This is a genomic window from Rathayibacter sp. VKM Ac-2803 (assembly GCF_009807175.1).
Classification (GTDB): Bacteria; Actinomycetota; Actinomycetes; order Actinomycetales; family Microbacteriaceae; genus Rathayibacter.
On record NZ_WUCD01000001.1, the window covers coordinates 2,372,444 to 2,396,634 of the forward strand.

The window sequence follows — 24,191 nt, forward strand, 5'->3', positions numbered from 1 at the left end:
GACAGCATGGACCGGTGCCTCCCGAAGCGTCCTCCTCCGCGTCCTGGCGCGCCCGCGTCGGCGAGCTCAGCGGGGGAGCCGCGGCCGAGAGCACCGGGCCGCTCACGCCGATCGGGCTGCAGTTCGAGCTGCGCCGCCTCGTGCGCCGGGCGGACGACCCCTGGCGCGCCCCGGCGAGCGAGCGGGTCGTCGCCACGGGCTACGACGCCGCCGACCGCGACGACCACCGCCTCGCGACCCGGCCGGTCGTCGCCGGGCGCGGGGGAGCGTGGAACCGGACGACCCTCACCTGGAAGTCGCTGAACCACCAGACCCACCGGCTCTCCCTCGATCCCTCGCACCAGCGCTGGTTCGCGGAGTTCGCCGCGCTGCACCGCGCGACCCGGACGGTCCACCTCGGCCAGGACCCCGACTGGATCCACCTCGACGACTACGAGAGCCCGCTGCTCTGGCAGCTGCTCGCACAGGCCGAGGCGCTGCGGATCCCGCTGCTCGCCCCCGACAAGGGCGCCCTCGCCCTCGCGTCGGCCGCCCAGGTCTCGCTGCGCGCCGAGTCGAGGTCGGGCGCCCTCGAGCTCCGACCGGTGCTGCGGATCGACGACACGGAGCCGCCCGTCGAGTCGGCGCGTCCGATCGCCCGGCACGGCCTCTACGCGGTCGTCGGCGGCGATCCGTCCCGCCTCGTGCTCGCGCCGACGCCGCTCCCGCTCGACGACGAGGAGCTCCGGCTCCTCCGCCATCCCGGGAGCACCCTCGTCCCCCCGGACGATGTCGACGAGTTCCTCCGCGAGCACCTGGTGCCGCTGCGCGGCCGGGTCGCGGTGCGGAGCGACGACACCGCACTCGTGCTCGACGAGCCCGAGCCGCCGCGCCTGGTCTGCACCGTCTCGTTCGAGCCGCGCCGCGTCGCGCGGGTGAGCTGGCACTGGCGGCGCACTCCCGATCGCGCCGGCGAGCTCGACGGTGGCGGGCCGGTCGACCTCGAGTCGGCGATCCTCCGCAGGGCCACGGCCGTGCTGGCCGAGGCGGGGTCGTCGATCGTCCCCGACACCGATCGGCCCGCCGTGCTCCGCGGAGCGGATGCGGCGGTGTTCGTGGTCGAGCAGCTGCCCCTGCTCGACGCGGTCGGAGGCGTCAGGATCGAGCGCGAGGGCGTGCCGCCCGACTACCGGCTGCTGAACGGTGCCCTCACGCTCACCCTCACGGCCGTCGACACCGAGAGCGCCGACTGGTTCGACCTCGGCGTGGTGGTGAGGATCGGAGACGTGACGGTGCCGTTCGGTCCGCTGTTCCGCGCGCTCGCCACGGGCGGCGACCGCATCCGCCTGGTCGACCACTCCTACCTCTCGCTGGCGCACCCCGGCCTCGACCGGCTGCGCGAGCTGCTGAACCACGCCGACGACATCGACGAGTGGGAGACGGGCGCCCGCATCGGTCGGCACCAGACCGCGCTGTGGGACGAGCTCGAGGAGCTGGCCGACGAGACCGTCGCGTCCGACGCCTGGCGGCGGGTGCTCGAGACCGCGCTGGCCGCCGGCGCACCGGTGGAGGTGCCTCCGCCCGCCGGTCTCGTCGGCGAGCTGCGCCCCTACCAGCTCGACGGCTACGCCTGGCTCGTGCACCGGCGCCGGCACGGGCTGGGCGGGATCCTCGCCGACGACATGGGGCTCGGCAAGACGCTCCAGACCCTCGCGATGATGCTCGAGGCCGTCGAGGAGTCGCGGGCCTCGGGCGAGCGTCGCGCGCCTTTCCTCGTCGTCGCCCCCACCTCGGTGGTGCCGGGCTGGCTGTCCGAGGCGGCGCGCTTCGCGCCGGGTCTGCGCGTGCACGCAGTCACCGGCTCGCGGGCGGGGAGCACGGGGTCGCTCTCGGGCGTCCCCGCCGACGTCGACGTCGTCGTCACCAGCTATGCGGTGCTGCGCCTCGCGGCGGAGCAGTGGAGCGCCCGCGAGTGGTCGGCGCTCGTGCTCGACGAGGCGCAGTTCGCGAAGAACCCGGGCTCGCAGACGCACCGAGCCGTCCGCGGCGTCGGCGCTCCGATCACCCTCGCGCTCACGGGGACGCCGCTCGAGAACTCGCTCGACGAGCTCTGGGCGATCCTCGCGCTCGTCGCACCGGGCCTGCTGCCGTCGCTGCGGCGCTTCCGCGAGGAGTACACCCGGCCCATCCAGCACGCCGAGGCACCGGTCGGCATCACGTCGCCCGATCTCTCCGACGGACGCACCGTTTCGCAGTCCGAGGGCGCGCGCCGGCGCCTCGACCGGCTCCGCTCGCGCATCCGCCCCTTCCTCCTGCGCCGCACCAAGGAGGCTGTGGCCCCCGAGCTGCCCGAGAAGCAGGAGCAGACCCTCGAGGTCGCGCTCGCTCCCGGCCACCGCGTGCTCTACGACACGTATCTGCAGCGCGAGCGGCGCAAGCTGATGGGCCTCGTCGAGGATCTCGACAGGCAGCGCTTCACCGTGTTCCGCTCGCTGACCCTGCTGCGCCTGCTGGCGCTCGACGCGTCGCTGGTCGATCCCGCCTACAGCCATGTCCCCTCCGCCAAGCTCGACGCGCTGCTCGAGCACCTCGACGACGTGATGGCCGAGGGCCGGCGCGCGCTGGTGTTCAGCACCTTCACCTCGTACCTCGAGCGGGCGGCGGTCCGACTGCGCGCTCGGGGCATCCCGTTCGTCCAGCTCGACGGGTCGACCCGCGACCGAGCGGCCGTGATCGAGGCGTTCCGCTCGGGCGACGCTCCGGTCTTCCTGATCAGCCTCAAGGCGGGCGGGACGGGACTGACCCTCACCGAGGCCGACCACGTCTTCATCCTCGACCCGTGGTGGAACCCGGCGGCCGAGGCGCAGGCGATCGACCGGACCCACCGGATCGGTCAGCAGCGCCGCGTGAACGTCTACCGCCTCGTCGCGAAGGACACGATCGAGGAGAAGATCGTGCGGCTGCAGGCCCGCAAGACGCGGCTGAGCACCGCGGCGCTCGACGAGGGCGAGCTCTTCGGCCGGGCGCTGACCGCGGACGACGTGCGGGAGCTCCTCGCCGAGTAACACCCGAGGAGGGGTGACGCAAGAGCCAGCACCGACCCAGGAGCCGCGCGCACACTGAGCGGATGAGCTCTCGCCGCCCCCGCCCCCGCCCCGACTGGGTCGCCGCTCTCGAGACGGGCGAGGACGCGGGGCTGTTCGGCCCCGGCAGCGCCGTGTGGGCCGTGAACGGCGCCATGCCGACCACCATCGCGGGAGTGCGGGCGCTGCTCATGCAGACGCTGCACGCGGGCGCCATGGCGGGCGTGCACGACCACTCCCGCTACCGCGAGGACCCGATGGGGCGCCTCGACAACACCATCCGCTGGGTGCTGACCACCACCTTCGGCGACACCCGCGCGGCGAGCGGCGCCGCCCGCTGGGTGACCGGTGTGCACGAGCGGATCGTCGGCTCCTACGAGGACGCCGCGGGGACCGAGCGCGACTACTCCGCGCAGGATCCGCGCCTCCTGCTCTGGGTGCACGACGCCTTCACCGACGCCTTCCTCGGCGCCCACGAGATCTGGGGTCGGCCGATCCCCGGCGGCCCCGACGCCTACGTCCGCGAGTGGGCGGCGTCCGGTCGTCTCCTCGGCGTCGAGTCACCGCCGGAGAGCGTCGCCGAGCTCCGTGAGCAGCTCGCGGGATTCGCCGGCGAGCTGAAGCCCGATCACCGGGTGCGGGAGGCGGTCGGCTTCCTGCGTCGCGTGAAGCTGCCCGGCGAGGCCGGCGTCGTCTACCCGCTGCTGTTCGCCGGAGCCGTCGCCTCGCTCAGCCCGGAGGTGCGGCGCCTGCTCGGACTCCGCCGGGCCTGGTGGCCGGCGATCACGGCGAACCGCCTCCTGATGCGCTTCCTGGAGCAGTACCTCGGCAGGGTCTCGCCGAGCGAGCAGGCCGCCCGTGCCCGCATCGAGGGTCTGGAGCGCGCCCGCGCCGATGCGCGTTGAACCGACTCGGGGTGCTTTTCCGAACACCTGTCCGGGAAGTGGTAGACTTCCCTAGATGACTTCCGCTCGCCTCGCCTCCCTGCCCGGAGCGGAACACCCCCTCAGCCCGCGCGCGGGCGATCCCCGGTCCCGCCGCACCCGCCGTCGAGTCTTCGACGCGGTCGAGCGGCTCGTCATGCAGGCCGAGGGCGAGCGTGCGGAGGGCATCGCCGTCAGCGACATCGTGCGCGAGGCCGGCATCAGCCGCAGCTCGTTCTACGCGCACTTCGACGACGCGGCCCATGTCGCCTCCGCCCTGATCCGCGAGGATCTGGTGGTCGCCGAGGTCGCCGGGGCCGACGCGACCGACGGCAGCGGTGCTCTCGCACTGCGTCGCGGCTACGCCCGCCTGATCGACCGGCTCGTCGACCGGCACGCGTTCCACGCCCGCCTCCGCGCCCGCGCCTCGGCGCGCGTGGCCTCCGACGACGCCGTCCTCGACACCGTCCTCGCCCTGCACCGCGAGGTCCTCGCGCGCGTCGAGGTCCCCGGCTCCGTCGACCCCGAGCTGACTGCGACCTTCGCCGCCGGCGGTGTGCTCGCCGTCGTCGGCTCGTGGCTCGCCGGATCCCTCGACGGCACCGACGAGGAGCTCGTCGAGCGCCTCGTCGCCCTCCTGCCTCCGTGGCTGGCCGATGCGCCGCTGCGGACCCTCGACCCCACCACAGGCCCCACGATGAAAGGCACGACATGATGTTATTCGAGGTCGGCGAGACGCTGGTCTACCCGCACCACGGAGCGGTGACGATCACCGGACTCGAGAAGCGCTCGGTCAAGGGCGTCGAGAAGACGTTCATGACGATGAACGTGCACACGAGCGAGCTGACGATCACCCTTCCCGTCGAGAACGCCGAGCTCGTCGGCGTCCGCGAGATCATCGACGACGCCGGAGTGCAGGCCGTCTACGACGTGCTGCGCAGCGATGTCGCGGAGGAGGCCAGCAACTGGTCGCGCCGCTTCAAGGCCAACCAGGAGAAGATGGCGAGCGGCAGCGTCTACCGCGTCAGCGAGGTCGTCCGCGACCTGTGGCGTCGCGAGCAGGCCGGTGGAGTGTCGGCCGGCGAGAAGCGCATGCTCCTCAAGGCCCGCCAGATCCTGGTGTCCGAGCTCTCCCTCGCCCTCAAGGGCACCGACGAGGAGGCCTCGGCCAAGCTCGACGAGGTCCTCGCCTCGGCGATCTGACCCGGGTCGGTCGCGGCGTGCGGGGTCAGTCGGCCCGGCACGCCGCGACGACCTGTCGCGAGACCTCGTCCTGCGCGGCGCTGCCGTCGACGCGGACGAGGAGTCCCGCGGCGGCGTAGACCTGCTCGAGCGGCGCGGTCTCGCGCTCGTAGACGGCGATCCGGTGCCGGATCACCTCCGGGTCGTCGTCGGCGCGGTTCTGGTCGGCGGCGCGCGCGAGCAGCCGCTCGACCACGACCTCAGTGTCGGCGGTCAGCATCACGACGCGGGCGACGGCGGCGCCCCGCTCCGTGAGCATCCGGTCGAGCTCCTCGACCTGCGCCGGAGTCCGCGGATAGCCGTCGAGGATGAATCCGTCGCGGGCGTCCGGCTCGTCGATCCGCTCGGCGACGAGTGCGTTCGTCACCTCGTCCGGCACGTACGCGCCGGCCTCGACGATCGCCTGCAGCCGGCGGCCGAGCTCCGTGCCGTCCGCCACGTGCGCACGGAAGAGCTCGCCGGTCGAGATCGCCGGCACGCCCAGGGCCTCGGCCAGGACCGCCGCCTGAGTGCCCTTGCCCACGCCGGGTGGTCCCATCATGATGACGCGCATCGCTCGTCCTCCTCGGTGTCGTCAGGCGATCGTAACGGTGCGCGAGCGGGAGCCGTCGCGGCGCCCGAGGCGTGCGTCACCCGTTCTAGGCTGGTCGCGATCGAGGAGAGGCCGGATGGCGGATGACGCGGAGCGGGCGGCGGCCCGGCTCGTCGACGTGCTCGCGGAGCTGTCCGCCGAGCTCCACCGGCGCGGAGTCGAGGACCAGGCCCTCGCGGAGCTCCGGCGCCCGCGCGCGATCCTCGGCTTCCGGCGCGCCCCGGTCATGGCGCCCGTCACCCGCGCCTGGCGGCTCGGCGTCGTGCTGCTCGAGCGCTCCGGCGGGCTCTTCGCCACCGGCTCGGTGACGCGGGCCGTGGCTCCGCTGCACGCCAACAACCAGTCGGAGTCGCAGGAAGCGCGTCGCGAGATCCGGCGCGCCGCGTTCGACGGCCCGTTCCGCGAGGGCGAGATCGTCAACTACGGCTGGCGCCGACTGCAGACCGATGCCGCAGGCCTCGCCGCGGGTCAGGAGCCGCTGGCGCTGCGCGGGGCGGACGTCCTCGTGCGCTGGGCTCCCGGTCTCGGCGAGCAGGGCCTCATGCCGATCGAGCGCTACCTCGCCGACAGGATCGACCTGCTCGACGTCTGACGCCCTCCGGGGTCACTCCTCGACGGCGACCGGGTGGAACCACGGCGGGTACACCGCGACGCGCGGCGATGCGGAGGTGCCCTCGAAGAGCGCCTTGACCTTGTTCTTCATCGTCACGGACGGCACGCCGACCACCGTGATCTCCTCGAGCGGGAACCGCTCCGGAACGAGCGCCTCGGCGCTGCGGAGCGCCGGCTCGTCGACGAGGAGCCGGGCGAAGGTGCGCACCAGGGCGTCGCCCTCGCTGAAGCGGGTGAGCACGTGGGAGGCGTCGCCGTCGCTCAGGACGGGAGCCGAGGCGAGGGAGCCGACGAGCACCACGAACTGCGACGCGGTGGTGCCCTGCGCGCGGGGCGACCAGTGCGGAGCGACCTTCTCGCCGCGCAGGTCGGCCCAGAGGGCGGCGTCGGGGGAGAGGAAGAAGGGGACGAAGCCGGCGACGTTCGCGCCGTCCTTGATCTGCACGGCGCGGCGGTGCTCGCGGGTGGTCTCGGCGCTGACGTCGATCGCGGGGCGCTCGGCGAGGTGCTCGTCGGCGATCAGGGCACCGGAGGCGACGATCGCGGCGAGGTTGTCGAGGTGCGTCACGTGGTAGATCCGCTGCGCGGCGATGTCGACCTTGGGCAGCGGCTTCTCCCGCGCGGTTCCGCGCGCGGCGGCCCGAGCTGTCGCGGCGCGGGAGGTCCCGGGGACGCGCACGGGCACGCGGGGAGTGCGCGCCGGCGGCTCGGGGAGCTTGGCGGGCGAGCAGACGTCGCAGAGCGCGATGTCGAGGCCGTGGATGCATTCGGTGGGCACTCTGTAGTCCTTCTGCGGCCGGTCTCGGGGTTCCGGGCGCAAGGACGACGTTACGCGACCGCAAGGGCCTTGCGGGGCTGGCGGCGGCGATCCGCGGCCGCCGGAGGGGAGCCGCCGCGCATCGGCTGGGAGGCTGCGGTCTGCAGGGGGCGGCCGCGTAGCGTGGACGGCATGAAGCGCGCAGTGCCCGCCGAGGGTCAGGAATCCGTCTGGGACTACCCGAGGCCGCCGAGAGTCGAGCCGAGCTCCGAGCACGTCGTGGTGCGGCTCGGGGGCGCGGTGGTCGCCGAGTCGCGCGCCTCGTTCCGCGTGCTCGAGACGAGTCATCCGCCCGTCTACTACCTGCCGCGCGGCGACTTCGCGGAGGGGGCGCTCGAGCCCGCTCCCGGCCGGAGCGTCTGCGAGTTCAAGGGCGCGGCCTCCTATCTCTCGGTGCGGGGCGGCGGGGTCGTGGCCGAGGCGGCCGGGTGGACGTACCCGGAGCCGATGCAGGGCTTCGACGTGCTCCGCGACACGATCGCGCTCTACCCGGGGCGGATGGACTCCTGCACGGTGGACGACGAGGTCGTGGAGCCGCAGCCCGGCGACTTCTACGGCGGCTGGATCACCTCCCGCGTCGTCGGCCCCTTCAAGGGGGCGCCGGGCACCATGTTCTGGTGACCGCGCCCCTCCGCTCGGCGTAACGCCGGGTAACCGCCCGGCGCCCCGCGCTCCTCCCGTGCGACTGTTGTCCGCGCCGGACGGCGGCGACGAGGAGGCGGTGGACCATGGACGCGGACGACGCGCGCACAGGACGCGGGGGCGAGTGGGGCTTCTCGACTCGCCAGCTCCACGCCGGGGCGGCGGACGACGCCCTGCACGCGCGCCGCACCCCGATCTACCTGACCGCCGGCTTCAGCTTCGACTCCTTCGACGAGGCGCGCGACCGCTTCGCCGGCGCGGACGGCTACACCTACACCCGCGTCGGCAACCCCACGACGGACGCGGTCGAGCGGCGGATCGCCGCCCTCGAGGGCGGTCGCGAGGCGCTCCTCGTCGGGAGCGGGCAGGCCGCCGTCTCGGTCGCCCTCCTCACCCTCGCCTCCGCGGGCGACCACGTCGTCGCCGCCGCGAGCCTCTACGAGGGGACGCGCAACCTCCTCCTCGAGAACCTCGCCCGCCTCGGCGTCTCCACGACCTTCGTCGAGGACGCCGACGATCCGCTCGCGTGGGAGCAGGCGATCACCCCGCGCACCCGCGCCGTGCTGGTCGAGTCGATCCCGAACCCGCGCAACGACGTCGTCGACCTGCAGCTGGTCGCCGACGCCGCGCACCGGTCCGGCGTGCCCCTGGTCGTGGACAACACCTTCGCCACTCCGTACCTCCTGCGGCCGATCGAGCACGGAGCCGACGTCGTCGTGCACTCGGCGAGCAAGTTCCTCGCGGGGCACGGAGCGGTCATCGCGGGAGTCGTGGTCGACTCCGGCCGGTTCGACTGGGAGGCCGCGTCCGCCGGGTTCCCGCATCTCGCCACCGGAGAGGTCGCCCCCGAGCGCGCGTTCCTCGCCTACGCCCGCGACGTCGTCGCCGGCCGCATGGGCCCGACGGTCTCGCCGCTCACCTCGTTCCTCCTCGAGCAGGGGCTGGAGACGCTGTCGCTGCGTGTCCGCCACCAGTCGCGGAGCGCCCTGCTCGTCGCCCGGTGGCTCGAGGCGCGACCGGAGGTCGAGAGCGTCGACTACAGCGGCCTCTCGTCGAGCCCGTCGCATACCCTCGCCCAGCGCTACCTGCCGCTCGGGCAGGGGTCCGTCTTCTCGTTCACGCTGCGCGGCGGCCTGGAGGCGGCGCGGCGCTTCTCCGACGCCCTCGACGTGTTCACCCGGATGACGCACCTGGGCGACGTCCGCTCGCTGATCCTGCACCCGGCCAGCACCACGCACACCGGCCGCACCCTCGAGCAGCTCGAGGCCGCCGGGATCGGGCCGGGCCTCCTCCGCCTGTCGATCGGCATCGAGGACGTCGAGGATCTGCTGGCCGATCTCGAGCAGGGCCTCCGGGCCGCGGCGACCCTCCCGCTCCGGCTGGCGGAGGCGTCGTGAGCGCCCCGCAGCACTTCGCCTGGTTCCTCTCGCGCGGCTTCGGCCCGCAGGCCTGGGGTCGGCCGGACTGGGACTGGGACCGCTCGTGGACCGGCCCCGAGCTCTACCGCCGGAGCGCCCGCGAGCTCGAGCAGGCCGGCTTCGACCTGGTCATCATCGAGGACGCGCTCTCGCTCGGCAGCGCCGGCACGCTCGACCTCCGAGTCCGTCGCGCCTACGGCGGGCCCAAGCACGACCCGATGCTCCTCGCGCCCTACCTCTTCGAGGCGACGCGGCACCTCGGAGTCGCGCCCACCGTGAATCCGATGGCCTACAGCCCCTACCAGGCCGCCCGCCAGTTCGCCTCCCTCCAGCACCTCAGCGGGGGCAGGCTCGGCCTCAACGTCGTGACGGATGTCGGCAGCAGCCGCCACTTCGGGCTCGAGAAGGTCCCCCACGACGTCGCCTACGACCGCGCACACGAGTGGCTCGACTCGATCCGGGAGCTCTGGCGCAGCTGGGACGACGGCGCCCTGATCCAGGACGCGGCGACCGGTCTCTTCGCCGACGGCACGCGGCTGCGGCCCGTGCAGCACCGCGGCACCCACTACACGTTCGACGGACCGCTCAACGCGCTGCCCTTCGACGGCGGCGAGCCCGTCATCGTCTCGCCCGGCGGCTCGCCCCGCGGCATCGACTTCGCGGGAGCCCAGTCCGAGATCCAGCTCGCGCTCGCCTCGCTCGACGTCGGCACCGTCCGGGCCTACCGCGAGCGCGCCCGCGCCGCGGCGGCGGCGCACGGCCGCGACCCCGACGACCTCACGGTCCTCTTCGTCTTCAAGCCGATCGTCGTCGCGAGCCGCGAGGAGGCGGAGCGGCTCGTCGCCGCCTCCGCGCACCCCGACGACGCGGCCCTGCTCGCCGTCGCCGCGGCGCAGTCCAGCGACCTCGAGACCGACCTGACCTCGCTCGATCTCGATCGGCCGATCGATCCCGTGGTGTTCGGGGAGCACGTGTCACGCGGCAGCATCGCCGGGCTCTACGGCGGGGCGGGACAGGACGCGCCGCTGCGCGAGCTGCTCACCGCCAAGGCCAGGCTCGGCCTGATCGCCGACCGTCAGGGCGTCGTCGGCACCGCGGAGGAGGTCGCCGACTTCATCCAGGAGCTCGGCGACGAGGCCGACAACGACGGCATCGCCTTCTCGGGCGACTTCCACCCGGTCACGCTGCACCGGATGCTCGACGAGCTCGTCCCGATCCTGCGCCGTCGCGGCATCCTGCGCCGGAGTCACCCGAGCGGCGGGCTGCGGGGGAGTCTCGCCGAGTTCTGACGCTCACGCCGGCGGCGCGAGCAGGACGGCCCTGGCCGACTCGATCCCCTCGACCTCGAGCGGCCAGTCCGGGCGGCGGAAGGCCTCGGGCGTCACGCGGAAGCGCGACTCCTCGACCGCGACACCGTCGGCCCCGATGGTGCGCTGCGTGCCGTTCGGCCGGTAGCCGAGCGCGGTCGACACGCCGATCGACGCGGTGTTCCAGGCCAGTGCGCTGCTCTCCGCGACCTCGGCGCCGAGGTGATCGAAGGCGAGCGCGAGCACCGCGGCGCGCATCTCGCGCCCGAGCCCCCGGCCCTGAGCCGAGCGCGTCAGCCACGAGCCCGACGACACCGTCCGGGTCGCGGCGAAGCCCTCGGCGAGGAGGTCCTGGCAGCCGACGACGACCCCGCCCTCGAGGATCGCGAAGGCGACGCGCCAGGAGTCGGCGGTCGTCGCCGCCCTGAGCGACCAGTGGTAGCGCGCCAGGTCCGCCGGCAGCCGCTCGGGAGGCGCCTCCGCCCACGGCGACGGGAACGGCGAGCGGCCGGCCTCGTGGATCCCGGCCGACGCGGCTGCGGCGAGACCGCTCAGATCGGAGTCGCGCACCGGGTGCAGTTCGAGCCGCGGGGTGCGCAGGACCAGCGAGAAGAGGGGCCAGACGTCAGAGGGATCGCTCATCCGACGACGCTAGCGAACGCCGCCGCGCCGCACGGCGCACGTCGTACCGGTGATGGGATTCGAACCCACAAGCCCTCTCGGACAGAGCATTTTGAGTGCCCCGCGTCTGCCATTCCGCCACACCGGCGCACAACAAGCCCGTTGAGAATACCGTAGGCTCTTCGGCGTGACAGACCAGGAACCCACGTCGACCGCACCCCGTCGGGTCGTCGTCGCCGAAGACGAATCGCTCATCCGCATGGACATCGTGGAGATCCTCCGCGACAACGGCTTCGAGGTCGTCGGTGAGGCCGGCGACGGCGAGACCGCCGTGGCCCTCGCCACCGAGCTCCGTCCCGACCTGGTGATCATGGACGTCAAGATGCCCCAGCTCGACGGCATCTCCGCGGCCGAGCGCCTCTCGAAGGCGCACATCGCCCCCGTCGTGCTCCTCACCGCCTTCAGCCAGAAGGAGCTCGTCGAGCGGGCGAGCGAGGCGGGCGCCCTCGCCTACGTCGTCAAGCCGTTCACGCCGAACGACCTGCTCCCCGCGATCGAGATCGCGCTGTCGCGCTACGCCCAGATCATCACCCTCGAGGCCGAGGTCGCCGACATGGTCGAGCGCTTCGAGACCCGCAAGCTCGTCGACCGCGCCAAGGGCCTGCTCAACGAGAAGATGGGCCTCACCGAGCCCGAGGCGTTCCGCTGGATCCAGAAGGCGTCGATGGACCGCCGCCTCACCATGCACGACGTCGCGCAGGCGATCATCGAGCAGCTGAGTCCCAAGAAGTAGGGTCGGCCGCTCAGCGGCTGCCGATCACGGCCAGAGGCGGGTGCGCTCCCAGGGGGAGCCGCCCGCCTCCGTCGTTCCGGGGCGGTACTCCAGCCGCACGTGGTCCTGCTCGGGCGACGTCGAGCCCTGCCAGAACTCGATCCGCTCGGGGACGACGCGGTAGACGGCCCAGTCCCGGTCGAGGGTGGCGGGGGAGCAGCCCACGGCGACGCTGGTCTGCAGCGTGACGAGACCGAAGTCGGCGGAGCTGCGCATCGGCTCGCTCTGGCGACCGACGAGGAGCGCGGTGCGCGCCGCCTCCGATCGCCGGCGGAAGTCGTCCGCCGACTCGTCGGCGGTGCCCCGCTCTGCGCGGCCCTCGACCCTGACCTGGCGACCCTGCACCGGCCAGAAGAAGGTGAGCGACGCGTGCGGGTTCGCGGCCATCGCCCGGCCCTTGGGGCTGGAGGCGTGGGTCGAGAACGCCCAGCCGCGGTCGTCGATGTCGCGCAGCACGAGCACCCGCGCGGTGACGTCGCCCTCCGCGTCGGCGGTCGAGAGCGTCGCGCCGTGGGGGAGGAGCTGCCCGGCCGCCGCCGACTCCTCGAGCCACTGCGAGAACAGCTCGACGGGATCCGCCGGCGCTGCCTCGGCATCGAAGGCGGGCAGCTCGTGCGGCATGGACGGCATCGAACGCAGCAGGTCTCGGAAGGTCACGCCCCGAGCCTAGGTCGCTCCCGCGCCGCAGACCCGGGCTTGCGCTCGGGCCTTTAAGCCCCGCCTAGCAGTGGCCACTATCGGCGCTTCCGCCGGCAGACCAGCCTGGCTCCGCGAGGCGAACCGGGAAAACGCGTGTCAGCGTTTTCCCGTAGCCGCCCGCGACCCGCTCCACCAGACGCAACCATCTCGTCGAGCCGACCGCGCCGCGGCGGGCGGGGACCGCCGCGGAATCAGACGGATCTGATGATGTTGGTGATCCTCACCGTCGAGAGGCGGCGCCCCTCCTCGTCGCGGATCACGATCTCGTGAGTGGTGAGCGTGGAGCCGAGGTGGATCGCGTCGCAGGTGCCGATCACGAAGCCGGAGCGGGTCGAGCGGCTGTGGCTCGCGTTCAGCTCGATGCCCATCGCGACCCTGCCCTCGCCGGCGTGCACGTTCGCCGCGATCGAGCCCATCGACTCGGCGAGCACCACGTGCGCGCCTCCGTGCAGGATGCCGAACGGCTGGCGGTTGCCCTCGACGGGCATCGAGGCGACGGAGTGCTCGGGGGTGAGCTCGTGCCAGACGATGCCCATCGTGTCGGCGAGCTCGCCGCCGCCGCGCCCGATCGAGCCGACGAGATCGAGGGCCGGCGGGCGGGTCCAGGCGGTGTCGCGGGGCGCGGGATCGGTCACGGTACTCCTCGTCGTGGTGCCTCGCGAGGGTCTCGGCGTGCGGGCTCGAACGGGCCGGATCCGGTGTCGGAGGCGCTGTGTAGTCTTGCCCTGTGTCAGATCCGGAACAGCCTACCCTCCTGCTCATCGACGGTCATTCGCTGGCTTTCCGCGCCTTCTACGCGCTCCCGGTCGACAGCTTCCAGACCCGCGACGGCCAGCACACGAACGCCATCCACGGCTTCCTGTCGATGCTGATCCTGCTGCTCAAGAACGAGAAGCCCACGCACCTCGGCGTCGCGTTCGACATCTCCCGCTACTCCTTCCGCACGCGCGAGTACCCCGAGTACAAGGGCACGCGCGGCGAGACCCCTCCCGAGTTCAAGGGCCAGGTGCCGCTGCTCGAGGAGGCGCTGCACGCGATGAACATCCGCACCGTCTCGAAGGAGGACTTCGAGGCCGACGACATCCTCGCGACCCTCGCCAAGCAGGGCGCCGAGGCCGGCTTCCGGGTCCTCGTCGTCTCGGGCGATCGCGACACCATCCAGCTCGTCACCCCCGACGTCACCCTGCTCTACCCGTCGACCCAGGGCGTCTCGCAGCTCACCCGCTACGACCGCGACAAGGTGTTCGAGAAGTACGGGGTCGAGCCGCACCAGTACCCCGAGATCGCGGCGCTCGTCGGCGAGACCAGCGACAACCTGCCCGGAGTCGACAAGGTCGGCCCGAAGACCGCGGCGAAGTGGGTCAACCAGTACGGCACCGTGGCCGACATCATCGCCCACGCCGACGAGATCAAGGGCGTCGTCGGCGAGAAGCTGCGCGAGCAGAAGGAGAACGCGCTCCGCAACCGCCGACTCAACCGCCTCGTCACCGATGTCGAGCTGCCGCTCGGCCCCGCCGACCTCGATCGCCGACCGATCGACGTCGACGCCGTCCGCGAGATCTTCAGCCGCCTCGAGTTCAAGACACTGCAGGAGCGCGTGCTCACGATCGCCGCCGACGAGGGTGTCGAGGGCGCCGCCTCCGCTCTCGCCGGCGACACCGTCGTGACCGCCGCCCCCGCCGTGCGCACGCTCGTCGACGAGGAGCTCGCACACTGGCTCGACCGGGTCTCGGCGAAGGGGACGACTCCGGTCGCGGTGCAGGTGCAGCTCGGCCCCGACGGCCTCGACGCCATCGGGCTCTCGACCGAGACCGAGTCGGCGTTCGTGCCGTGGGCGGCCGGCCGCCCCGACTACACCGCACTCGAGGAGTGGCTCGCGAGCGACGCTCCCAAGGTCTTCGCCGACGCGAAGCCGCAGATCAAGGCACTGCGTCGAGCGGGGCTGACCGTCTCCGGTCTCGCCTTCGACACGCGCGTCGCGGCCTATCTGCTGCAGCCCACCGGGCACGCGGCGACGCTGCCGGCGCAGGTCGCGCAGTACCTCGACGAGGCGATGGCGCAGGGCGACCCGAATCAGCTCGTGCCGAGCGTCGAGCCGATGGGCCCGGCGACGGAGGCGTGGTACGCGTTCCGCCTGGTCGCGCCCCTCACCGAGCTGCTCGGCGAGGGCATGCTCTCGGTGCTCGTCGACATCGAGCTGCCGATCGTGCAGGTGCTCGCGACGATGGAGCTCACGGGCGTCTCGATCGACTCCGAGGTGCTGGCGCGCCTCCGCGGCGAGCTGACGACCACGGCCGCCCAACTCGCGAGCCGGGCGTTCGCCGAGATCGGCCACGAGATGAACCTCGGATCTCCCAAGCAGCTCCAGCAGGTGCTCTTCGAGGAGCTCGCGATGCCGAAGACCCGGGCGACGAAGACCGGGTACACGACCGACGCCTCCGCCCTCGCCGACCTGCAGGACTCGCACCCGCATCCCTTCCTCGGCCTGCTGCTCGAGCACCGCGACGCCACGAAGCTGAAGCAGATCATCGAGACGCTCGAGAAGTCGGTGACCGCCGACCAGCGGATCCACACCAGCTACGACCAGACCGGCACCGCCACGGGCCGCATCTCGTCGAACGACCCCAATCTGCAGAACATCCCGGTGCGCAGCGAGGTCGGCCGCCGCATCCGCACCGCCTTCGTGCACGGCAGGGAGGCGAGCACCCTCCTCACCGCCGACTACTCGCAGATCGAGATGCGGATCATGGCGCACCTGTCGGGCGACGCCGGGCTGATCGAGGCCTTCCACAGCGGCGAGGATCTGCACCGCTTCGTCGGTGCGCGCATCTTCGGCGTCGAGCCGGTCGACGTCACCTCCGCGATGCGCAACAAGGTCAAGGCGATGTCGTACGGGCTCGCCTACGGGCTCAGCGCCTTCGGCCTCTCGAAGCAGCTGCGGATCTCGAGCGCCGAGGCGAAGCAGCTGATGACCGACTACTTCGTCCGCTTCGGAGCGGTGCGCGACTACCTCCGCAGCGTGGTGGAGCAGGCCCGGGAGGCGGGATACACCGAGACGATCTTCGGCCGCCGCCGGCCGTTCCCCGACCTCCAGAGCGCCAACCGCGTCCTCCGCGACAACGCCGAGCGCGCGGCGCTGAACTCGCCCATCCAGGGCTCCGCCGCCGACATCATGAAGATCGCGATGATCGGCGTCCAGGCCGACATCGACGAGCAGGGTCTCGGCTCGCGGATGCTCCTCCAGGTGCACGACGAGCTGATCTTCGACGTCGCTCCCGGCGAGGAGGAGGCGCTCGAGGCCGTCGTCCGCTCGCGGATGGCCGGGGCCGTCGATCTCAGCGTGCCGCTCGAGGTGCAGGTCGGTCACGGAGCCGACTGGGACGACGCCGCGCACTGACCCCGCGGCGCACGAGGGCCTGGCTAGGCTCGAGCGCATGACCTCCGACACCTCCCGTCAGCCGACCGCCGTCGATCTCGTCGCGGAGCGCTGGGTCGACACGCTGGTCGAGCTCGATCCGACCATCGGCACGTACATCGGCCGGGCGGAGTCGGGCGGCCGCCTGGGCGACCTCTCCCCGGAGGGTCGTGCCCGCTCCCGCGAGGCCGTGACGGCGGCTCTCGTCGAGCTCGAGGCCGCGACACCGGTCGACGCGGTCGACCGCGTCACCGTCGCCGATCTCGGCTCCGAGCTGCGGCTCACCCTCGAGGCCCACGACGCTCAGCTGCCGCTGCGCGATCTCAACGTCATCGCCTCCCCTCCCCAGGAGCTGCGCGACGTCTTCGACCTCATGCCCACGGACGACGTCGCCGACTGGGAGGCCGTCGCCGACCGCCTCCTCGCCGTCCCCGCCGCCCTCGCGGGCTACCTCGAGACCCTCCGCGAGGGCATCGACTCCGGAGTGACGCCCGCGGCACGCCAGGTGCGGCTCGTCGCCGAGCAGGCCGACTCGACCGCGGCGCCGCACGGATTCTTCGCCTCGCTCGCCGCCGACGCGGCTCCCGCCTCCGGATCGCTGCCCGCCTCCCTCGCGCTCCGGCTCGAGGAGGGCGCCCGCCGCGCCGCCGCCGCGTACGGCGGACTCGGGCGCTTCCTCCGAGAGGAGCTCGCCCCGGCGGCCCGCGAGGAGGACGCCGTCGGCCGCGAGCTGTACGCGCTGCAGTCCCGGCGCTTCCTCGGCGCGGTCGTCGACCTCGACGAGACCTACGAGTGGGGCATCGAGGAGCTCGCTCGGATGACGGCCGAGCAGGAGGCGATCGCCCGCGAGATCCTGCCCGGCGCCTCCGTCGCCGAGGCGATCGCGCACCTCGACGCCGATCCGTCCCGCACCCTGCACGGCGTCGACGCCCTGCAGCGCTGGATGCAGGAGACGAGCGACCGCGCCGTCGACGAGCTCGCCGGGACCGCGTTCGACATCCCCGACGAGCTCCGCCGGCTCGAGTGCCTGATCGCGCCCACGCACGAGGGCGGCATCTACTACACCGGTCCGAGCGACGACTTCGCGCGCCCCGGCCGGATGTGGTGGTCGGTACCCGACGGCGTGACCGAGTTCGCGACCTGGCGCGAGCTCACCACCGTCTACCACGAGGGCGTGCCCGGACATCACCTGCAGGTGGGCCAGGCCGTCGTCAACCGCCGGCAGCTCAACACCTGGCGCCGTCAGCTCGCGGGCAGCTCGGGACACGCCGAGGGCTGGGCCCTCTACGCCGAGCGCCTGATGGAGGGCTTCGGCTACCTCGACGACCCGGCCGACCGGCTCGGCATGCTCGACGGGCAGCGGATGCGCGCGGCGCGCGTCGTCCTCGACATCGGCGTGCACCTGGGCAAGCGGATGCCGGGCTCGACGGAGGTCTGGAGCGCCGCGTCCGCCCTCGCGTTCATGCGGGCGAACGTGAACATGGACGACGCCTTCATCCGATTCGAGGTGAACCGCTACCTCGGCTGGCCGGGTCAGGCGCCCTCGTACAAGATCGGTCAGCGGATCTGGGAGGAGCTGCGCGACGAGACCGCAGCCCGCGAGGGATCGGCTTTCTCTCTGTCCGGATTCCACCGCCGCGCACTCGATCTCGGCGGAGTCGGGCTCGACACGCTGCGGGCGAGCCTCGCGGGCTGAGCCCGGGCCCTCGATCCGCGCGGATCCGGGGCGGACTCGGGCCCTGGGAGATTGCTAGCACCCTGCAGGGTCGGATAGTCTGGACTGTCACGTTCGTGGCGCCGCTGTGCCCTCGGCGTGCGATGAGGTCCGGAGTCATCCTCCAGAGCATCGTCCCGTCGCCGGAGGCACCGCACACCCCTTCACTCCGCGGCACCCGTCACTGCGCCCCTCCTCGGGGCGTCCGGCGGTGGCCGCCCGATACCCATCCATCCTGGAGCATCCCTTAATGACAACCGCAACGACCGAAAAGGCAGCCAAGCAGGTCGCGATCAACGACATCGGGTCTGCTGAAGACTTTCTTGCCGCGGTCGAAAAGACTCTGAAGTTCTTCAACGACGGAGACCTCATCGAAGGCACCGTCGTGAAGATCGACCGCGACGAGGTCCTCCTCGACGTCGGCTACAAGACCGAGGGCGTCATCCCCTCGCGCGAACTCTCCATCAAGCACGACGTCGACCCCTCCGAGGTCGTCAACGTGGGCGACAGCGTCGAGGCTCTCGTCCTGCAGAAGGAGGACAAGGAGGGTCGCCTGATCCTCTCGAAGAAGCGTGCGCAGTACGAGCGTGCGTGGGGCGACGTGGAGAAGATCAAGGAGTCCGACGGTGTCGTCACCGGTTCGGTCATCGAGGTCGTCAAGGGCGGTCTCATCGTCGACATCGGCCTCCGCGGCTTCCTCCCGGCCTCGCTCATCGAGCTGCGCCGCGTCCGCGATCTCACGCCGTACCTCGGCCAGGAGATCGAGGCGAAGATCCTCGAGCTCGACAAGAACCGCAACAACGTGGTCCTGTCGCGCCGCGCGCTCCTCGAGCAGACCCAGTCCGAGAGCCGCACGACGTTCCTGAACAACCTGCACAAGGGTCAGGTCCGCAAGGGCGTCGTGTCGTCGATCGTCAACTTCGGTGCGTTCGTCGACCTCGGCGGCGTCGACGGTCTCGTGCACGTCTCCGAGCTCTCCTGGAAGCACATCGAGCACGCCTCCGAGGTCGTCGAGGTGGGCCAGGAGGTCACCGTCGAGATCCTCGAGGTCGACCTCGACCGCGAGCGCGTGTCGCTCTCGCTCAAGGCGACCCAGGAGGACCCGTGGCAGGTCTTCGCCCGCACCCACGCGATCGGTCAGGTCGCACCGGGCAAGGTCACGAAGCTGGTCCCGTTCGGTGCGTTCGTCCGCGTCGCGGACGGCATCGAGGGCCTCGTCCACATCTCCGAGCTCTCGGGCAAGCACGTCGAGCTCGCCGAGCAGGTCGTGTCGGTCGGTGAGGAGGTCTTCGTCAAGGTCATCGACATCGACCTCGACCGCCGCCGCATCTCGCTCTCGCTCAAGCAGGCGAACGAGAACATCGACCCCGAGGGGACCGAGTTCGACCCGGCCCTCTACGGCATGGCGACGGAGTACGACGACCAGGGGAACTACAAGTACCCCGACGGCTTCGACCCCGAGACCAACGAGTGGCGCGAGGGCTTCGAGTCGCAGCGCGAGGCCTGGGAGCAGGACTACGCCGCGGCGCAGGCCCGCTGGGAGGCCCACAAGGCCCAGGTCGCCAAGTCGCAGGAGGAGGCGGCCACCGTCTCTGAGGGCGTCTCGGTCGGCGGCGGCTTCACCAGCGAGGCGACCGGAGCCGGCACCCTCGCCGACGACGAGTCGCTCGCCGCACTGCGCGAGAAGCTGTCCTCGAGCAACTGATCGAGTGCAGGCATCTGAACGGCCGGTCCCCTCGGGGGCCGGCCGTTCGGCGTTGCCGCCCTCTCTGCTTCACGGGGTGACCGCTGGATAGGGTGGCCGGGTGCATCTCGTAGCCCTCACCGGCGGCATCGCCTCCGGCAAGTCGACCGTCGCCCGCCGCCTCGCCGAGCACGGAGCGGTCGTCGTCGACGCCGACGTGCTGGCCCGAGAGGTCGTCGAACCGGGGGAGCCCGCACTGCAGGCCGTCGTCGAGCGCTTCGGCCCGGCGATGCTGCGGGAGGACGGATCGCTCGACCGCGCCGCTCTGGGTGCCGTCGTCTTCGCCGACGCCTCCGCCCGCGCCGATCTGAACGCCATCACGCATCCCGCGGTGGGGGAGCGCTCGCAGCGGCTGTTCTCCGAGGCCGCGGCGGCCGACCCGGAGGCCGTCGTGGTGTACGACGTCCCCCTGCTGGCTGAGGGCCGGGGCGCGGCCGAGTTCGACGAGGTCGTCGTCGTGCACGCGCCCGAGGCCGTCCGCGTCGAGCGCCTGGTGGCGCTCCGCGGCATGTCCGAGGCGGAGGCCCGGGCCCGCGTCGGCGCGCAGGCGACCGACGAGCAGCGGCTCGCTCTCGCCGACGTCGTCGTCGACTCCTCGGGAACCTTGGAGGACACCCTGGCGCGGGCGGACCTGCTCTGGGAGCGCCTCGTCTCGCGCACAGGTCGAGCGAGCGGCCCGACGGCCGTCGATCAGCCGCCGTCCGTAGGGTAGGTCGCTCGACATCGGAACGCCGAGAGAGAGGCTGCAATGAGCTCCTTCGGACCTGTCCCACCCGCTGTCGAATCCCGGCGCACCGTCCTCTCCGCCGGAGCCGGTGCCCTCCTCGGCGCGGGTGCCCTCGCCGCTCGAGGAACCGCGGGAACGACCTCCGTCGTCGTTCGGCCGGCGGGGACGGAGCGGATCGTCGACGTCCACGACTACCTCGATGCGTCGATGGCCCCCGGGCCCGCTCGGGACACGGCGGCCTGGAAGGCCGCGCTCGCAGCCGCGGCGGTCCCGGACGAGGGCGTCGCCCCCGAGGAGCACCACGCCGTCGTGACGGCGATCGGAGGCAGCTTCACGGTGGAGGAGACGCTGTCCTGGGACACACGGGTCAGCATCATCGGGCACTGCGAGATCGTCAACGCGGGCAGCGGCTTCCTCTTCCGCACGGTGAGCCCGGTGGTCCAGAAGACGGCCGCGGGATTCACCCGTCAGCATCAGACGGTCCTCAGCGACATCCACCTGGTCGGCTCGGGGGGCAGCAGCGGCATCGCGATCGGCGCCGCGCCCCATCTGCGCGAGTCGGGTCCGAAACCCGCCTACCTGACGCTGGTGAACGTGGTCCTGCGCTCCTTCGACATCGCCGTCGAGCTCGGGTCGCACGCCTACCTGCTCGAGTTCCGGTCCTGCTCGATCCAGGGCAACAGGATCGGCGTCCTGGCGACGAAGGAGGCCGTCGACGCGGGTGAGCGCATCTCGATCCAGAGCTGCGACCTCACCAGCAACACCCAGAGCGCCATCGAGATCCTCGGCGACCAGGAGTTCTTCGTCAATCAGTGCTCGTTCGACACCTTCTCGACCAACCAGAGCCGAGCCGCATTCGTCGAGCTGGGCCAGATCTACTTCACGAACTGCCACTTCGAGATGCAGATACCGGATCGGAACGGCTGGTTCGAGCTCGCGGGTTGGGGTGCGCTGCTCACGCTGACGGACTGCCGCTACCTGGTGCGCGGCCGCGTGGAGGTCCGCGCCGAGGCCGAGCGGGGCCTCATCGAGTTGTCCGGCGCCGGCGGGCAGCGTGCCGTCGTCAGAGGGGGTCAGTTCCAGGGCGGCACGGCACTCCTGCCGTTCCTAGCGCGGGGGGACGGCGTCCTGACGGTCGAGGACACGTCCGCGCTGCCGAGGACGGCGCTGCGTCCGCACGTCGGTGAGAGGGAGCGCGGGGTGCTCGATGCGTCAGCGGCTCGATCGTCGCTCGCCGACGACTGGGTCGCCTCCGGTGAGGCGGAGGTCACGCCGGTGGACTCGCCGGTCTCCGGCGTCCGCGCCTTCGCGGTCGGGGACGGATCGGGCGAGGGGGCCGTCCATCTGTTCGTCGGCATCAAGACCGGTGCCCGAGTGCTCGTGAGCCTCGACGCGCTGTTCTCCGGCGCGGGGAGCGCCACTGTGGATCTGGGATTCTCGACCGCTCGGCGCACGGAGGGACTCGGCCAGGACTGGTACTCGGCGTCCCGGATCGTCGACTCCGACAGCTTCGCGGGGATCCGGCTCGACGGCGCCTACTCGATCCCGGCGCCGGACTGGGCGGGCTTCGCCGTGCTGCGCATCCGGACGGGGGCGATGGGTCCCGACGATCGCCTGTACCTCCGCGACCTGCGCTTCTCGCGTCTCTGACCGGCGCCGTTCGCGCCCAGCGCACGCCGGGCTCCGTGTCGGTGGTCGCGGCTACGCTTCGAGCATGGAGCCCACCCGTGCCGTGCATCCCTTCGAGGTCGTCAGCGAGTACAAGCCGAGCGGCGATCAGCCGGCCGCGATCGCCGATCTGAGCGCCCGGATCCGGGCGGGCGAGGCCGATGTCGTGCTCCTCGGCGCCACGGGAACGGGCAAGTCGGCGACCACCGCATGGCTCGTCGAGGCCGTCCAGCGACCCACGCTCGTGCTCGCCCACAACAAGACCCTCGCGGCGCAGCTCGCGAACGAGTTCCGCGAGCTGTTCCCCAACAACGCGGTCGAGTACTTCGTCTCGTACTACGACTACTACCAGCCCGAGGCGTACGTCCCGCAGACCGACACCTTCATCGAGAAGGACAGCTCCGTCAACGCCGAGGTCGAGCGCCTCCGCCACTCGACGACCAACTCGCTGCTCAGCCGACGGGACGTGATCGTCGTCTCCACCGTCTCGTGCATCTACGGTCTCGGTCAGCCCGAGCAGTACCTCGAGGCGATGGTGGCCCTCCAGGTCGGCCAGCGGGTCGACCGCGACCGCCTGATCCGCAAGTTCGTCTCGATGCAGTACGCGCGCAACGACGTCGACTTCGCCCGCGGCACCTTCCGCGTCCGGGGCGACACGATCGAGATCATCCCGATGTACGAGGAGCTCGCGATCCGCATCGAGATGTTCGGCGACGAGATCGAGGCGCTCTACACGCTCCACCCGCTCACCGGCGACATCGTGAAGAAGCTCGAGTCGGTCTCCGTCTTCCCCGGTTCGCACTACGTGGCCAGCCAGGACGTCATGCACCGCGCGATCGACACGATCCAGCAGGAGCTCGAGGTGCGCCTCGCCGATCTCGAGAAGCAGAACAAGCTGCTCGAGGCCCAGCGCCTCCGGATGCGCACCACGTTCGACCTCGAGATGATGCAGCAGATCGGCTTCTGCTCGGGCATCGAGAACTACTCCCGCCACATAGACGGCCGCGAGTCGGGCGAGGCGCCGCACTGCCTCCTCGACTACTTCCCCGACGACTTCCTCGTCGTCATCGACGAGTCGCACGTCACCGTGCCCCAGATCGGCGCGATGTACGAGGGCGACGCCTCCCGCAAGCGCACGCTGGTCGAGCACGGCTTCCGCCTGCCCTCGGCGATGGACAACCGTCCGCTCAAGTGGGAGGAGTTCAAGCAGCGCGTCGGCCAGACGGTCTACCTCTCGGCGACCCCCGGCCGGTACGAGATGGGGATCGCCGACGGCATCGTCGAGCAGATCATCCGCCCGACCGGCCTCATCGACCCCGAGATCGTCGTCAAGCCGACCAAGGGCCAGATCGACGACCTGCTCGAGGAGATCAAGCGCCGCACCGAGCGCGACGAGCGCGTGCTGGTGACGACCCTGACCAAGCGGATGGCCGAGGAGCTGACCGACTTCCTCACGGAGGCCGGCGTCCGCGTCCGCTACCTGCACTCCGACGTCGACACCCTGCGGAGGGTCGAGCTGCTCTCCGAGCTGCGCGCCGGCGTCTACGACGTCCTCGTGGGCATCAACCTCCTCCGCGAGGGACTCGACCTGCCCGAGGTGTCGCTGGTCGCGATCCTCGACGCCGACAAGGAGGGATTCCTCCGCTCCTCGACGTCGCTGATCCAGACCATCGGCCGCGCCGCTCGCAACGTGTCGGGCGAGGTGCACATGTACGCCGACCGGGTGACCGACTCGATGCGGCTCGCGATCGACGAGACCGATCGCCGCCGCGAGAAGCAGGTCGCGTACAACCTCGAGCACGGCATCGACCCGACGCCGCTGCGCAAGAAGATCGCCGACATCACCGACGCCCTCGCCCGCGAGGGTGCCGACACGGCCAAGCTCCTCGCGGGCCGCGACGCGAAGAAGAAGAGCCCGACGCCGAACCTCCGCAGGCAGGGGCTCGCCGCGAACGGCGGCAACGACCTCGAGGCGATCATCTCCGACCTCAACGGCCAGATGCTCCAGGCGGCGGGCGAGCTCAAGTTCGAGCTCGCGGCGCGCCTGCGCGACGAGGTCCAGGAGCTCAAGCGGGAGCTCCGTCAGATGGAGAAGGCGGGTCACCTCTCCTGAGGGCGGGCGCCGGGGCGGGGGCGGCCGATGCCGTCCCCGTCCG

Annotated in this window: 20 protein-coding genes and 1 tRNA gene; 15 read left to right on the forward strand and 6 right to left on the reverse strand. The window is 71.9% G+C overall.

Annotated features, from left to right (window positions below):
- Positions 1-14: 14 nt before the first annotated feature.
- The 4 genes from GRS96_RS11035 (at position 15) to GRS96_RS11050 (ending at position 5,188) form a co-directional block, all read left to right on the forward strand.
- Positions 15-3,044 carry a DEAD/DEAH box helicase gene (locus GRS96_RS11035; RefSeq protein WP_159988474.1) on the forward strand — a complete coding sequence of 1,010 codons (3,030 nt, stop codon included), beginning with the start codon at positions 15-17 and terminating at the stop codon, positions 3,042-3,044.
- 62 nt (positions 3,045-3,106) lie between these two features.
- On the forward strand, positions 3,107-3,967 hold the full coding sequence (locus GRS96_RS11040) for an oxygenase MpaB family protein (protein ID WP_159988475.1): 861 nt from the start codon (positions 3,107-3,109) through the stop codon (positions 3,965-3,967).
- 55 nt (positions 3,968-4,022) lie between these two features.
- Positions 4,023-4,700: a TetR/AcrR family transcriptional regulator gene (locus tag GRS96_RS11045; protein ID WP_159853453.1), complete on the forward strand. Its 678-nt coding sequence runs from the start codon at positions 4,023-4,025 to the stop codon at positions 4,698-4,700.
- Positions 4,700-5,188: a CarD family transcriptional regulator gene (locus GRS96_RS11050; protein WP_056043500.1), complete on the forward strand. Its 489-nt coding sequence runs from the start codon at positions 4,700-4,702 to the stop codon at positions 5,186-5,188. The genes GRS96_RS11045 and GRS96_RS11050 overlap by 1 nt, the downstream gene beginning before the upstream one ends.
- A 25-nt stretch (positions 5,189-5,213) precedes the next feature.
- On the opposite strand, the gene GRS96_RS11055 is transcribed toward GRS96_RS11050, so the two are convergent.
- The gene (locus GRS96_RS11055; RefSeq protein WP_159853455.1) at positions 5,214-5,780 is read right to left on the reverse strand and encodes an adenylate kinase; all 567 of its coding nucleotides are present in this window, start codon (positions 5,778-5,780) and stop codon (positions 5,214-5,216) included.
- Positions 5,781-5,895: 115 nt separating this feature from the next.
- On the opposite strand from GRS96_RS11055, the gene GRS96_RS11060 reads away from it, so the two are divergent.
- Positions 5,896-6,411 (forward strand): hypothetical protein, encoded by a 516-nt coding sequence (locus GRS96_RS11060; protein WP_159853457.1) that lies wholly within the window; start codon positions 5,896-5,898, stop codon positions 6,409-6,411.
- Between the two features lie 12 nt (positions 6,412-6,423).
- On the opposite strand, the gene GRS96_RS11065 is transcribed toward GRS96_RS11060, so the two are convergent.
- Positions 6,424-7,209 (reverse strand): DarT ssDNA thymidine ADP-ribosyltransferase family protein, encoded by a 786-nt coding sequence (locus GRS96_RS11065; RefSeq protein WP_159853459.1) that lies wholly within the window; start codon positions 7,207-7,209, stop codon positions 6,424-6,426.
- 171 nt (positions 7,210-7,380) lie between these two features.
- On the opposite strand from GRS96_RS11065, the gene GRS96_RS11070 reads away from it, so the two are divergent.
- From GRS96_RS11070 to GRS96_RS11080, 3 genes are all read left to right on the forward strand, one after another.
- Entirely contained in the window at positions 7,381-7,869 is a 489-nt protein-coding gene (locus GRS96_RS11070) for a DUF427 domain-containing protein (protein WP_159853461.1), read from the forward strand.
- A 107-nt stretch (positions 7,870-7,976) separates the two neighbouring features.
- Complete coding sequence (locus tag GRS96_RS11075; protein ID WP_159853463.1) at positions 7,977-9,287, forward strand: O-acetylhomoserine aminocarboxypropyltransferase/cysteine synthase family protein; 1,311 nt, start codon at positions 7,977-7,979, stop codon at positions 9,285-9,287.
- Positions 9,284-10,597 (forward strand): NtaA/DmoA family FMN-dependent monooxygenase, encoded by a 1,314-nt coding sequence (locus GRS96_RS11080; protein WP_159853465.1) that lies wholly within the window; start codon positions 9,284-9,286, stop codon positions 10,595-10,597. The genes GRS96_RS11075 and GRS96_RS11080 overlap by 4 nt, the downstream gene beginning before the upstream one ends.
- A gap of 3 nt (positions 10,598-10,600) precedes the next feature.
- Here GRS96_RS11080 and GRS96_RS11085 read toward each other — a convergent pair whose 3' ends face one another.
- Both GRS96_RS11085 and GRS96_RS11090 read right to left on the reverse strand, forming a co-directional pair.
- A complete protein-coding gene (locus GRS96_RS11085; RefSeq protein WP_159853467.1) occupies positions 10,601-11,257 on the reverse strand; it encodes a GNAT family N-acetyltransferase in 657 nt (218 codons plus the stop codon).
- A gap of 44 nt (positions 11,258-11,301) precedes the next feature.
- Positions 11,302-11,384: transfer RNA gene (locus tag GRS96_RS11090), tRNA-Leu, on the reverse strand.
- A gap of 39 nt (positions 11,385-11,423) precedes the next feature.
- Between GRS96_RS11090 and GRS96_RS11095 the strand changes: the two genes are divergently transcribed.
- Complete coding sequence (locus tag GRS96_RS11095; RefSeq protein WP_056042832.1) at positions 11,424-12,029, forward strand: ANTAR domain-containing response regulator; 606 nt, start codon at positions 11,424-11,426, stop codon at positions 12,027-12,029.
- A 24-nt stretch (positions 12,030-12,053) separates the two neighbouring features.
- Here GRS96_RS11095 and GRS96_RS11100 read toward each other — a convergent pair whose 3' ends face one another.
- Both GRS96_RS11100 and GRS96_RS11105 read right to left on the reverse strand, forming a co-directional pair.
- Positions 12,054-12,725, reverse strand: coding sequence for a pyridoxine/pyridoxamine 5'-phosphate oxidase (locus GRS96_RS11100; protein WP_159853469.1), 672 nt, complete (start codon positions 12,723-12,725; stop codon positions 12,054-12,056).
- A gap of 233 nt (positions 12,726-12,958) precedes the next feature.
- The gene (locus GRS96_RS11105; RefSeq protein ID WP_442966217.1) at positions 12,959-13,402 is read right to left on the reverse strand and encodes a PaaI family thioesterase; all 444 of its coding nucleotides are present in this window, start codon (positions 13,400-13,402) and stop codon (positions 12,959-12,961) included.
- 92 nt (positions 13,403-13,494) lie between these two features.
- Here GRS96_RS11105 and polA point away from each other — a divergent pair, with 92 nt between their 5' ends.
- The 6 genes from polA to uvrB all read left to right on the forward strand — a co-directional run bounded on the left by polA (position 13,495) and on the right by uvrB (position 24,148).
- Positions 13,495-16,164, forward strand: a complete 2,670-nt coding sequence (polA, locus tag GRS96_RS11110) for a DNA polymerase I (RefSeq protein ID WP_159988476.1) — start codon at positions 13,495-13,497, stop codon at positions 16,162-16,164.
- Positions 16,165-16,201: 37 nt separating this feature from the next.
- Positions 16,202-17,878, forward strand: coding sequence for a DUF885 domain-containing protein (locus GRS96_RS11115; RefSeq protein ID WP_159988477.1), 1,677 nt, complete (start codon positions 16,202-16,204; stop codon positions 17,876-17,878).
- A 268-nt stretch (positions 17,879-18,146) separates the two neighbouring features.
- On the forward strand, positions 18,147-19,601 hold the full coding sequence (gene rpsA / locus GRS96_RS11120) for a 30S ribosomal protein S1 (RefSeq protein ID WP_159853475.1): 1,455 nt from the start codon (positions 18,147-18,149) through the stop codon (positions 19,599-19,601).
- Between the two features lie 100 nt (positions 19,602-19,701).
- The gene (gene coaE, locus GRS96_RS11125) at positions 19,702-20,352 is read left to right on the forward strand and encodes a dephospho-CoA kinase (protein WP_159988478.1); all 651 of its coding nucleotides are present in this window, start codon (positions 19,702-19,704) and stop codon (positions 20,350-20,352) included.
- A gap of 36 nt (positions 20,353-20,388) precedes the next feature.
- On the forward strand, positions 20,389-22,017 hold the full coding sequence (locus tag GRS96_RS11130) for a hypothetical protein (protein ID WP_159988479.1): 1,629 nt from the start codon (positions 20,389-20,391) through the stop codon (positions 22,015-22,017).
- 64 nt (positions 22,018-22,081) lie between these two features.
- On the forward strand, positions 22,082-24,148 hold the full coding sequence (uvrB, locus tag GRS96_RS11135) for an excinuclease ABC subunit UvrB (RefSeq protein ID WP_159853481.1): 2,067 nt from the start codon (positions 22,082-22,084) through the stop codon (positions 24,146-24,148).
- Positions 24,149-24,191 lie beyond the last annotated feature (43 nt).